Here is a 12,975-nt window from a genome sequence, read left to right on the forward strand (position 1 = left end):
ATTTAATGAAAATTTGTACTTTTTTCAAAAGATGCTATCGTTACTATTCGTTTCATTTTCAAGAACCTGTGCTTTCTTTACTCAAAACAAAGCAACTAGAAAAGAAAAATAGGGTATCAAATTTAAACCTTAATGACTCAAAGAATGTTCTCGAAGATGTGGTTGTTAGTTTAACCACGCATGGTGATAGAATTAATAGCGTTCATATCACTATAGAATCTATTCTTGATGGGAAAGATGTGCCTTCTCGAGTTATTTTATGGTTGGATAACATAGATACGTTTAATAACTTACCATTATCACTACATCGGCTCATAAAACGAGGAGTAGAGGTGAAAATGGCTAAAAACTATGGTCCTCACACAAAATACTATCCTTTTATTTCTAGTGAGATACTTAAAGATTACCTTGTAACTGCTGATGATGATATTATATACCCAAGATATTGGCTTTCAAATCTTTATCGGAAGGCTAGTCTCTCGCGTAAGGAAATAATTTGTCATCGTGCACATGAGATAACTTTTAATGATGAGAGAAAGTTCTGTTCATATAATAAATGGAAACCATGTTCAGTTACTAATAAAAGCATTAGATATTTTGCAACTGGTGTTTCAGGTGTTATTTATCCTCTTCATTTTCAACAGTGTTTAAAATTGGCAGGCGAGGCATTTCTAGATAAATGCCCAAAAGCTGATGATATTTGGTTGCATTATATAGCTTATAAGAATGGTTATAAAGTAAAGCAATTAACTAATCGAAGCATACATTTTCTTACCATTAATAATACACAACATTTAGGGTTGATGAATGCTAATGTGTGGGATAATCAGAATGATATACAGATAAATAATACATATTCAAGTGATGATATGACTGCAATTTATGCTGATAACTAATTGTTTTAAAGTTATTGGTGCTGTAAAACATCACTTCAAATAATCATGAGAAGAGTATGTCTAAAAACAAACTCATAGTGAAGAATACAATTTTTCTGGCCACCAGAACATTATTTTCCTTACTTATCGCTTTTTACACGACCAGAGTCATTTTACACCAACTTGGTGTATCGGATTATGGACTTTTTAGCGTCATTTATGGCACTGTTGCTTTTTTTGTTTTTATTGTATCTGCAATGAACGACTCGGTGCAAAGATTCATATCTATTAATTTAGGAAACAATGATTATATCGCAGTCAGTAACACAATAAAAAATAGTGTCTTGATCTATTTTCTTGGCGGAATGATTTTTTGTCTTCTCTTGCTTCTAATTCGAGATTATGTTGTTGAACATCTGCTTACAATCGATGTTAATGCGTTAGCTGTAGCAAAAAAAATATATGTAATAGCATTATTGTCAATATTTATTTCAATTATTCAGACGCCTTTCAATGCAATTGTATTAGCGCATGAGAAAATGTCTTTCTATGCATATATGACAATATTTGATTCTTTGTCAAAACTTATTGTTTCATTTTCTCTTATTGCGATACCTTATAATAAATTGATCGTATATTCTTTATTATTACTGCTGTCTGCTCTGACGAGTTTCTCTATATATGTATATTATTGCTTTAAAAGCTTTCCTTTGTCTCTCAAAGGAGGTGTGTTAAGTCGGAAGATTATCAAAGATATTACAATGTTTTCATTTTGGAATACATTTGGTAATTTTGCATATGTTTGTAGAACGCAAGGTATTAATATTGCAATCAATGTTTTTTTTGCAACCACTGTTAATGCTGCTTATGCTTTATCATCAACTATACTTAATGCTATTAACTCTTTATCTCAGTCGCTAGTATCAGCAATCCGACCACAGATATTTAAGTCTTATGCGGAGAATAATGAACAAAGATATCTTACTTTGGTAACGTACTGTTCAAAATATACATTCTCATTTCTTTTTTTAGTATCAGGCCCGGTGCTTATATGTACGAAGGAGTTATTGTCTTTGTGGTTGGTTAGCATTCCACCTTACACAATAGGATTTGTTCGATTAGTTATTGTTGTTGCGTTAATTGATAGTTTTTCTTCTAGCATAATTGCAGGTGTGCAGGCGGTTGGAAAAATAAAGGTTTATCAATTGACTGTCAGTTTCTTTGTTTTTATTAGTCTGCCATTTTCATATTTACTTTTTAAGTTAGGTTTCCCTCCTTTTAGTGCATATATTCCTTTGATAATAACGGCAGTTATAAATTTATTTCTAAGGTCGTATTTTCTTGCCAGGTATACAAGCTTCGACTTTATTGGTTTTGTTTTTAAGATTGTTTTACCATGTGTTTTTTCAGCAGTTGCAACTTATGCTGTTTCGTACTACATTAATGGAGTGATCTCCCCTGAAGGAATATTTTCGATATTACTCACGTGTTTTTTTTACTCTTTTATTTATTTGATGTTTGCTTTGGTTTTTGTAGTAAGTAATGTTGAGAAGAAGATTGTTTTATCTGTATTGACCTCAAAATTCCATACCTTGCGCGAAAGGAAATAACTTTGTGCTTTAGGGCCATTTTTAGCACGGCGAATATTTTTCTTTTTTTTGGAGCTATAATGAAACTGTATTATTATAAAGATGTTGTTGGTAATTTCGGTGATGATTTGAATTCGTGGCTTTGGGATACTCTCCTTCCAGACTTTTTCGATCAAGATGATTCTGTTAGAATGTCAGGAATCGGAACTATTATAAATACAGCAATGCCTAAGACTAATAAGTGGATTGTTTTTTCTAGTGGAGTTGGTTACGGGAATCCACCTGCTAATTTTGGTGATGACTCATGGGATATTTTATCTGTTAGAGGACCTTTGAGTGCTAAAGTACTCGGATTGCCTCAAGATAAATATATAACCGATGGAGCTGCCTTATTGAATACACTTGAGGAGTTTAAGCCATTATCCGAAAGCGAAAGAAGTGGTGTAATATTCATACCACATCATCATGCACTTTTAACTGGAAACTGGCAGCATGTGTGCGAACAGGCTGGTGTTGAATTTGTAAATCCACAATGGGATGCTAAGCTTGTTATAAATAAAATACGGGGAGCAAAAATGGTTTTAGCAGATGCAATGCATGCTGCTATTATTGCTGACGCGATGCGTGTTCCATGGATTCCTTTAATCACATCTCCTCAGATCAATACCTTCAAATGGTTAGATTGGACTCAAACAATAAAAGAGAATTATTCTCCAATTGTCTTAGGTAGTAGTAGTTTGCGCGAGTCACTTCGCAGCAAAGGTCTGGGCCTTTATGGTGAGAATTATCATATCAAGGACTTAACTCTTGAGTCCGCTCTTACCGATTTTTATAATAAGAGAAAGTATAAAGGTAAAATATGGTGGCCGAAATATAATAAGATTGCAAAGAAGATGATATCTACGATTCCAGATCAAATTTTATTATCCTTCGGGGAGGCTACTCGCAACAAGTTAGATGTAAAATATATTGAGTCTGCCGTTAAAATGCTTGAATCTTGTAAGGCTAAACAACCCTTTTTAAGCAGTGATGATGTTTTTTATGAAAACGTAAGTAAACTTATGTCTTGTATTGATAAAATTAAAAAGTATAAAGCATGATTTTGTGTATAAGCTCTTTTCATAAATTGTATTTGCAAAATTGCTTGTCGAAAAGTACCTCTCTTACAAGAGAATGATATAGTTTATGCTATGTGTCTTCCAAGATCTAAGCTAACATAATGTTATTTTTAAACTGCGAACGCGTCGCAGTGATCACACCAGACAGGAGTATGTAATGTCCAAGCAACAGATCGGGGTTGTCGGTATGGCAGTGATGGGGCGCAACCTTGCGCTCAACATCGAAAGCCGTGGTTATACCGTCTCTGTTTTCAACCGCTCCCGTGAAAAGACCGAAGAAGTGATTGCCGAGAATCCGGGCAAGAAACTGGTCCCACATTATACCGTTAAAGAGTTTGTTGAATCTCTCGAAACTCCACGCCGCATCCTGTTGATGGTGAAAGCAGGCGCTGGCACTGATAGTGCGATCGATTCTCTTAAGCCATATCTGGACAAAGGTGACATCATCATTGACGGGGGTAACACCTTCTTCCAGGACACAATTCGTCGCAACCGCGAACTGTCTGCTGAAGGTTTTAACTTCATTGGTACCGGTGTTTCTGGTGGGGAAGAGGGCGCACTGAAAGGCCCGTCTATCATGCCTGGTGGGCAGAAAGAAGCTTATGAGCTGGTTGCGCCAATTCTTGAGCAGATCGCTGCGCGCGCCGAAGACGGTGAACCATGTGTCGCCTATATTGGTGCTGACGGTGCTGGTCACTATGTCAAGATGGTGCATAACGGCATCGAGTATGGCGATATGCAGCTTATCGCGGAAGCATACTCTTTACTGAAAGGTGGCCTGGCGCTTTCTAATGAAGAACTGGCAACAACCTTTACCGAGTGGAACGAAGGCGAGCTCAGCAGCTACCTGATTGATATCACCAAAGACATCTTCACTAAAAAAGATGAAGAAGGTAAATACCTTGTTGATGTGATTCTTGATGAAGCGGCCAACAAAGGTACCGGTAAATGGACCAGCCAGAGCTCACTCGACCTGGGTGAACCGTTGTCCCTGATCACCGAATCTGTCTTTGCGCGTTACATCTCTTCACTGAAAGAGCAGCGTGTTGCAGCGTCTAAAGTCCTGTCGGGGCCAAAAGCTCAACCGGCTGGTGACAAGACTGAGTTTGTCGAGAAAGTTCGTCGCGCTCTGTATCTGGGCAAGATCGTTTCTTATGCTCAAGGCTTCTCCCAACTGCGTGCTGCATCGGATGAATACAACTGGGATCTGAACTACGGTGAGATTGCCAAAATCTTCCGTGCCGGTTGCATTATTCGTGCGCAGTTCCTGCAGAAGATCACTGATGCCTACGAGCAGAATGCGGGTATCGCCAACCTGCTGCTGGCGCCGTACTTCAAACAGATTGCTGATGAATATCAGCAGGCACTGCGTGATGTCGTGGCTTATGCTGTTCAGAACGGCATCCCTGTTCCGACATTCTCTGCTGCCATTGCCTACTACGACAGCTATCGTTCTGCAGTCCTGCCGGCTAACCTGATTCAGGCTCAGCGCGACTATTTCGGTGCCCATACCTATAAGCGCACTGATAAAGAAGGCGTATTCCATACTGAGTGGATGGAATAATCGTTTCTGATCAACGGTAATCAAATCCCGGTTATTAAATAACCGGGATTTTTCTATAAATATCTCTCATTTTGAATACATTCTGTTAAGAATGTTTGCCTCATATTAAAGCTCTGCTACTTGCTCTCTACCATCCCTGGTCTGTTTCTTGACATGCATCAGGACAGAGAGTAAAACCGCCAGAAGTATTGATTACAGGGTGGCTACTATGCCGCCGTCCAGTTAACTGATTAAAGTGTGATCGAATGAAAATTACTATTTCCGGTACCGGTTATGTTGGTTTATCGAACGGCATCCTGATTGCGCAGAACCACGAAGTGGTTGCGCTGGATATCCTACAATCTAAAGTCGATATGCTTAACCAGAAGATGTCGCCGATTGTCGATAAAGAGATTCAGGAATATCTGGCAGAAAAACCGTTAAATTTCCGGGCCACCACGGACAAGCACGACGCATATCGTAATGCCGACTACGTGATCATTGCCACGCCGACCGATTATGATCCCAAAACTAACTACTTCAACACCTCTACGGTGGAAGCGGTTATTCGCGATGTTACAGAGATCAACCCGAACGCGGTGATGATCATTAAATCGACCATCCCGGTGGGGTTCACCCGCGACATCAAAGAACGTTTAGGGATTGATAATGTTATTTTCTCTCCTGAGTTCCTGCGTGAAGGACGTGCGCTGTACGACAACCTGCACCCGTCGCGTATTGTCATCGGTGAGCGCTCTGCGCGTGCCGAACGTTTTGCTGATCTGCTGAAAGAAGGCGCGATCAAGCAGGATATCCCAACCCTGTTTACCGACTCCACCGAAGCGGAAGCGATCAAACTGTTCGCTAACACCTATCTGGCGCTGCGCGTTGCCTATTTCAACGAGCTCGACAGCTATGCTGAAAGCCAGGGGCTGAACAGCAAGCAGATTATCGAAGGGGTATGCCTGGATCCGCGTATCGGCAACCACTATAACAACCCGTCCTTTGGCTACGGCGGCTACTGTCTGCCGAAAGATACCAAGCAGCTGCTGGCGAACTACGAATCGGTCCCGAACAATATCATCGCGGCTATCGTCGATGCTAACCGTACCCGTAAAGACTTTATCGCGGATTCTATTCTCGCTCGTAAGCCGAAAGTGGTGGGTGTGTATCGCCTGATCATGAAGAGTGGTTCGGACAACTTCCGCGCCTCTTCTATTCAGGGCATCATGAAGCGCATCAAGGCGAAAGGTATTCCGGTCATTATCTATGAACCGGTAATGCAGGAAGATGAGTTCTTTAACTCTCGCGTTGTGCGCGACCTGGCTGCCTTCAAACAAGAGGCGGATGTGATCATCTCTAACCGTATGGCGGAAGAGCTGGCGGATGTCGCGGATAAGGTTTACACCCGCGATCTGTTTGGCAACGATTAATTCTGCCGGTCTGACACTGGCGGCTCCCTGCCGCCAGTATGCTTCTTTATCTCCCCGCTCTATCCCTCACTACGCGTATTTCTCGCACATTCAGATTAACCTCAGTAAATTGTGATGGACATTACGATCTTGTACGAAACCCGTTGCGGGCGCAGTACAGGTCCGATAAGTTAAACTTACCTTGTGAAGAGCTACCGTCACTGTGATGTAGATGCCGGAGATAAGCGCCGGGAGGTAAAACAAAGCCTGCAACGCAGGCTTTTGTTATTTCTGTGTGCATGGAAAATGATGAGCATGGCCAGCCAAGAGTGCTTTTCTCATGCCTTTATGCCATGGCAAATCACAGAATGAATAGTCATTCTGTCATAAAGTTATTTTATCTCTTAATATTATCTTAATGTCATTGTAATATGAAGCCAGCCTTACCACTTACGTTTATTCAACGTCAGTTTCGTTTTTTTTCTGTCTTTTAAATAAGAAATTAAAAAATAAACGGAAATAGCAAGTAGTATGGCAGCCACCACTAAGAAAAATAGGTTTTCCATAATATCTACCACATAGCGTATGTTGATTAAATTATTAGCTTGATAAGCAATGCGCCAGTTTTGTTCTGTAGCATGGCTTGCTATAACATATCCTGGATTTAGGAAAATTCCTACAGAGTGTAATGTTTTTTATTACTCAGTATTTCATGCTACTTTTTCGATTGGAAACGGCATGGATACAGCCGAAGTGCAGTACTGTGGCATGTGGAGATTTGCTTTTTTAACAAAGGCTGGATGAAACTGGTTTCAGTTAGGCCAACTAAAGGGTAAAAAAATATGCTATAGCATAAAATATTATATATAACGTAATGCAGCTGCAGTTGATTCACATAACGTAAGAGTATGCAGAGTAGTTGCAAGAAGTTGCCGCAACCTGACGATTGCGGCAGGGCAGGGGGATTAGATCTGATAGTAATCCTTGTACCACTCCACGAAGTTCTTCACGCCTTCCTTCACTGACGTTTGCGGCTTAAAACCCACCAGGTCATACAGCGCTTGGGTGTCTGCGCTGGTGTCCAGCACATCGCCCGGCTGGATCGGCATCATATTCTTCTGCGCTTCCATTCCCAGCGCCTCTTCCAGGGCGGTGATGTAGTCCATCAGTTCCACCGGTGAGCTGTTGCCAATGTTATATACCCGATACGGCGCGGAGCTGGTGGCCGGGGAACCGCTCTCAACGGTCCAGTCGGCATTGGCCTGCGGGATCACATCCTGCACCCGAACCACCGCCTCGACGATGTCGTCGATATAGGTGAAGTCGCGCTTCATTTTGCCGTAGTTGTAAACGTCGATACTTTTTCCTTCCAGCATCGCTTTCGTGAACTTGAACAGCGCCATATCCGGGCGACCCCACGGACCATACACTGTAAAGAAGCGCAGCCCGGTGGTCGGGATGCCGTACAGGTGAGAATAGGTGTGCGCCATCAGCTCATTAGCTTTCTTGGTGGCGGCATACAAGGAGACCGGATGATCGACGGAATCTTCGGTGGAGAACGGCATTTTACGGTTGAGGCCGTAAACCGAGCTGGAGGAGGCGTACACCAGGTGTTTCACCTTGGTATGACGGCAGCCTTCCAGAATGTTCAGATACCCCATCAGGTTAGCGTCTGCGTAGGCATACGGGTTTTCGAGTGAGTAGCGCACACCGGCCTGGGCGGCCAGGTGGATCACGCGGTCAAATTGCTCTGTGGCGAACAGCTTTGCCATACCTTCACGGTCGGCCAGATCCAGCTGCTGGAAATGGAATGCCGGAGAAGCCAGGCGATCCAGACGGGCCTGCTTCAGGCTGACGTCATAATAGTCGTTCATGTTGTCGATTCCGACAACATCATGCCCTTCATTCAACAGGCGCTGCGCGATATGGAAGCCGATAAAACCTGCGGCACCAGTGACCAAAAACTTCATATTTTTCCTCCGGGGTGTGGATATCCCGTTCTACATAAGTGCCGATTTTACACTGGCTTGCGGTTGGGATCACTTGGTTTACCATGACAAGATATGCAAGTACCTGTAAACAGCGGCGTCAGAGAGTAAATGTCATGTAATTAATTATCATTCGCGAAAGACATTAAGACATTCAGAAGTTGAAAATAATATAAAACCCAATATAAACAATGGGTTGGGTGTTTGCTTCGGTATTATCGAGTATTACGAGGTTTAGACGCGGTCTGGCCTCGTAGAGTAAAGATGGTTACTTTAGTTTGCCCGGTGTGTTTGTTTGCCGAGAGCTCATTTAGCGATAATGCCATGATATCGTCTAAAGTGTGTCCATTTTTACATTGAAAAAGCCATGCACCGGATTTTTACTTTAATTCCTTACTTGCAGAGTTATAATACGCTGCCGTTCTATTTAGCAGACTTAGGTATTGCTTGATAAATCATCACCAAAAGTTGTTATTAATATGCAAGAAATTATTTCGAATTTCATGCTGTCCTTAGATGGTTCTTTTGCATGTAAGGGCGTGATGAGCAGGCGAGGGGAGTGCTACGCCAGGCATGCTGCTTGCGGAAATGAGAAAGTCCTGATAGCTAACGGAGAAGGGAAACGCCAGAGTAAAGCCTTTTTGTAGCTAAGGTAACGAGATGCATGGCTGTACTAAACAGTAATGCCATCTGCAGTGCGGTTTGAACGGATGTGAGTGCTAAAAACTCGGTGGATCACGCATTTTGGTTGCGATAGCCAATGGCGGTAGCGTGGAAGAAAACATAAGGTGATTTTTTAATTTATTGAATTAAAAGGGTTTTTATCGTTTATGGCTGGGGTGTCGCTTGCGCTTCCGTTCAAATCATTGGTTGCAGTCGATGAATGGCAGCTGACCTGATAAACTTTGCCCGCAGCACAAAGCAGTCAGTTTCTCGATTGTTGAGCCTGACAGGATCGGCGAGGTAGACCTGGTATGACTAACTCATTCAGTGGATATTTGCAGAATAATTTATGAGTATAAAGATGAAGTACAATTTAGGGTATTTATTTGATTTACTTGTTGTGATAACAAATAAAGATCTAAAAGTGCGCTATAAGAGCAGCATGCTAGGCTATTTATGGTCAGTAGCAAATCCATTGCTTTTTGCCATGATTTATTATTTTATATTTAAGCTGGTAATGAGAGTACAAATTCCAAATTATACAGTTTTCCTCATTACCGGCTTGTTTCCGTGGCAATGGTTTGCCAGTTCGGCCACTAACTCATTATTTTCATTCATCGCTAACGCTCAAATTATCAAGAAGACAGTTTTTCCCCGGTCCGTGATTCCGCTAAGTAATGTGATGATGGAAGGGTTGCATTTTCTTTGCACCATCCCGGTTATTGTTGTCTTTCTTTTTGTTTATGGCATGACGCCGTCCTTGTCCTGGGTTTGGGGTATACCTCTCATTGCTATTGGCCAGGTGATTTTCACCTTTGGTGTTTCAATCATCTTTTCAACGCTGAATCTGTTTTTCCGTGACCTGGAGCGCTTTGTAAGTCTGGGGATTATGCTGATGTTTTATTGTACGCCGATTTTATATGCGTCTGATATGATTCCGGAAAAATTTAGCTGGATAATTACCTACAATCCGCTAGCGAGTATGATTCTTAGTTGGCGTGATTTATTCATGAATGGGACTCTTAATTATGAGTATATTTCTATACTCTATTTTACGGGAATCATTTTGACGGTTGTCGGTTTGTCTATTTTCAATAAATTAAAATATCGATTTGCAGAGATCTTGTAATGCACCCAGTTATTAACTTCAGTCATGTTACAAAAGAGTATCCTCTGTACCATCATATTGGCTCAGGAATCAAAGATTTAATTTTCCATCCGAAACGCGCTTTTCAGTTGCTGAAGGGGCGGAAATATTTAGCTATCGAAGACGTATCCTTTACAGTTGGCAAAGGTGAGGCTGTTGCCCTGATTGGACGTAATGGGGCAGGAAAGAGTACCTCTCTTGGTCTGGTTGCCGGCGTGATTAAGCCAACTAAGGGAACCGTCACCACTGAAGGACGGGTGGCATCGATGCTTGAACTCGGCGGAGGCTTTCATCCGGAACTTACCGGGCGTGAGAATATTTACCTGAATGCTACTCTGCTGGGCCTTAGGCGTAAAGAGGTCCAGCAACGTATGGAACGTATTATTGAATTTTCGGAACTTGGAGAATTCATCGACGAGCCCATCAGAGTATATTCAAGCGGAATGCTAGCTAAGTTAGGTTTTTCGGTCATCAGTCAGGTTGAACCGGATATTTTAATTATTGATGAAGTTCTGGCAGTAGGTGATATCGCTTTTCAGGCTAAATGTATTCAGACCATCAGAGATTTTAAGAAAAGAGGCGTGACGATACTCTTTGTTAGCCACAATATGAGTGACGTTGAAAAAATCTGCGATAGAGTCATCTGGATCGAAAATCATAGACTCAGAGAAGTGGGGTCTGCCGATCGAATCATTGAACTGTACAAGCAAGCAATGGCTTAATCATTGGGTAATATAATGAACAATAGCGTTAAAATCTATACCAGCCACCATAAGCCTAGTGCTTTTCTTAATGCTGCAATTATCAAACCTCTGCATGTCGGCAAAGCCAATTCTTGTAATGAAATTGGTTGTCCAGGAGATGACAGTGGCGATAATATTTCCTTTAAGAATCCGTTTTATTGCGAACTAACTGCGCATTATTGGGTTTGGAAAAACGAAGAGCTGGCAGACTATGTCGGTTTCATGCACTATCGCCGTCATCTTAATTTTTCCGAAAAACAAACTTTTTCTGAGGATACCTGGGGGGTCGTGAACCACCCATGCATTGATGAAGAATATGAGAAGATCTTTGGATTAAACGAAGAAACAATTCAACGGTGTGTCGAAGGTATTGACATCTTGCTGCCAAAAAAATGGTCTGTCACTGCGGCGGGAAGTAAAAATAATTACGATCACTATGAACGAGGTGAATACTTACACATTCGTGATTATCAGGCTGCCATTGCCATCGTTGAAAAACTATATCCAGAGTATAGCACGGCAATAAAAACGTTTAATGATGCCAGTGATGGCTATTACACAAATATGTTTGTCATGCGCAAAGATATTTTTGTTGACTATTCTGAGTGGCTCTTTTCCATTCTGGATAATCTCGAAGATGCCATCTCGATGAACAATTATAATGCCCAGGAAAAACGCGTTATTGGGCATATAGCTGAACGGCTGTTTAATATTTACATAATTAAGCTGCAACAAGATGGTGAGCTTAAGGTAAAAGAATTACAGCGTACCTTTGTCAGCAATGAAACATTCAATGGTGCACTGAATCCAGTTTTTGATTCTGCGGTTCCAGTGGTTATCAGTTTCGATGATAATTACGCAATCAGCGGTGGCGCATTAATTAATTCCATTATCCGACATGCGGACAAAAATAAAAATTATGATATCGTCGTACTCGAAAACAAAGTTAGCTATTTGAATAAAACGCGGTTGGTAAATCTAACCTCTGCTCATCCGAATATTTCTCTTCGTTTTTTTGACGTTAATGCCTTCACTGAAATTAACGGTGTGCATACCCGAGCGCATTTTAGCGCATCAACGTATGCCCGTCTTTTTATTCCTCAACTGTTCAGACGATACGATAAAGTCGTATTTATTGATTCGGATACCGTTGTAAAGGCTGACCTGGGTGAACTGCTTGATATCCCTCTGGGCAATAATTTAGTTGCAGCGGTTAAGGATATCGTCATGGAAGGTTTTGTAAAATTTTCTGCAATGTCGGCATCAGATGATGGCGTTATGCCGGCAGGCGAATATTTACAGAAAACCTTAAACATGAATAACCCTGATGAATATTTTCAGGCAGGGATTATTGTTTTTAATGTCAAACAAATGGTCGAAGAAAATATTTTTGCTGAATTGATGCGGGTATTAAAGGCAAAGAAATACTGGTTCCTCGACCAGGATATCATGAATAAAGTATTCTACTCTCGAGTCACATTTCTGCCATTAGAGTGGAACGTTTATCATGGTAATGGCAACACGGATGATTTCTTCCCTAATCTTAAGTTTGCAACGTATATGAAATTTTTAGCAGCTCGCAAGAAGCCTAAAATGATTCATTATGCGGGTGAGAACAAACCATGGAATACCGAAAAAGTCGATTTTTATGACGACTTTATTGAGAACATCGTTAACACTCCATGGGAGATGGAAATCTATAAACGTCAGATGTCGTTAGCGGCTTCGATTGGTTTAACCCATAGCGAGCAGCAACAACAAATCTTGTTCCAGACCAAAATCAAGAACGTACTGATGCCTTATGTTAATAAATATGCACCAATAGGCACGTCAAGAAGAAACATGATGACTAAATATTATTACAAAGTACGCCGTGCTATTCTTGGATAATAAAAGA

Annotated in this window: 10 protein-coding genes; 8 read left to right on the forward strand and 2 right to left on the reverse strand. The window is 41.3% G+C overall.

What is annotated here, in order from left to right; translation table 11 throughout:
• The first annotated feature begins 5 nt into the window (after positions 1-5).
• From B8P98_RS09340 to ugd, 5 genes are all read left to right on the forward strand, one after another.
• Positions 6-896: a hypothetical protein gene (locus B8P98_RS09340; protein ID WP_095032914.1), complete on the forward strand. Its 891-nt coding sequence runs from the start codon at positions 6-8 to the stop codon at positions 894-896.
• A gap of 56 nt (positions 897-952) precedes the next feature.
• Positions 953-2,485 carry an oligosaccharide flippase family protein gene (locus tag B8P98_RS09345; protein ID WP_095032915.1) on the forward strand — a complete coding sequence of 511 codons (1,533 nt, stop codon included), beginning with the start codon at positions 953-955 and terminating at the stop codon, positions 2,483-2,485.
• A gap of 59 nt (positions 2,486-2,544) precedes the next feature.
• On the forward strand, positions 2,545-3,564 hold the full coding sequence (locus tag B8P98_RS09350) for a polysaccharide pyruvyl transferase family protein (RefSeq protein WP_095033621.1): 1,020 nt from the start codon (positions 2,545-2,547) through the stop codon (positions 3,562-3,564).
• 175 nt (positions 3,565-3,739) lie between these two features.
• Entirely contained in the window at positions 3,740-5,146 is a 1,407-nt protein-coding gene (gndA, locus tag B8P98_RS09355; RefSeq protein ID WP_015583919.1) for an NADP-dependent phosphogluconate dehydrogenase, read from the forward strand.
• Positions 5,147-5,391: 245 nt separating this feature from the next.
• A complete protein-coding gene (ugd, locus tag B8P98_RS09360; protein WP_095032916.1) occupies positions 5,392-6,558 on the forward strand; it encodes a UDP-glucose 6-dehydrogenase in 1,167 nt (388 codons plus the stop codon).
• Positions 6,559-6,980: 422 nt separating this feature from the next.
• Here the strand turns inward: ugd and B8P98_RS30420 are convergent, their stop codons facing one another.
• Together B8P98_RS30420 and B8P98_RS09365 are read right to left on the reverse strand one after the other, a co-directional pair.
• Positions 6,981-7,103 carry a small membrane protein gene (locus tag B8P98_RS30420; RefSeq protein ID WP_142381963.1) on the reverse strand — a complete coding sequence of 41 codons (123 nt, stop codon included), beginning with the start codon at positions 7,101-7,103 and terminating at the stop codon, positions 6,981-6,983.
• Between the two features lie 399 nt (positions 7,104-7,502).
• The gene (locus B8P98_RS09365; RefSeq protein WP_020956640.1) at positions 7,503-8,507 is read right to left on the reverse strand and encodes an NAD-dependent epimerase; all 1,005 of its coding nucleotides are present in this window, start codon (positions 8,505-8,507) and stop codon (positions 7,503-7,505) included.
• Positions 8,508-9,549: 1,042 nt separating this feature from the next.
• Between B8P98_RS09365 and rfbA the strand changes: the two genes are divergently transcribed.
• The 3 genes from rfbA to B8P98_RS09380 are packed head-to-tail and all read left to right on the forward strand — an operon-like array spanning position 9,550 to position 12,968.
• Positions 9,550-10,317: an O-antigen export ABC transporter permease RfbA gene (gene rfbA / locus B8P98_RS09370; protein WP_002912373.1), complete on the forward strand. Its 768-nt coding sequence runs from the start codon at positions 9,550-9,552 to the stop codon at positions 10,315-10,317.
• Positions 10,317-11,057, forward strand: a complete 741-nt coding sequence (rfbB, locus tag B8P98_RS09375) for an O-antigen export ABC transporter ATP-binding protein RfbB (RefSeq protein ID WP_002912371.1) — start codon at positions 10,317-10,319, stop codon at positions 11,055-11,057. Before rfbA ends, rfbB begins: the two co-directional genes overlap by 1 nt.
• 15 nt (positions 11,058-11,072) lie before the next feature.
• The gene (locus B8P98_RS09380; protein ID WP_095032917.1) at positions 11,073-12,968 is read left to right on the forward strand and encodes a DUF4422 domain-containing protein; all 1,896 of its coding nucleotides are present in this window, start codon (positions 11,073-11,075) and stop codon (positions 12,966-12,968) included.
• The last annotated feature ends 7 nt before the right edge of the window (positions 12,969-12,975 follow it).

Source organism: Klebsiella quasivariicola (assembly GCF_002269255.1).
GTDB lineage: Bacteria > Pseudomonadota > Gammaproteobacteria > Enterobacterales > Enterobacteriaceae > Klebsiella > Klebsiella quasivariicola.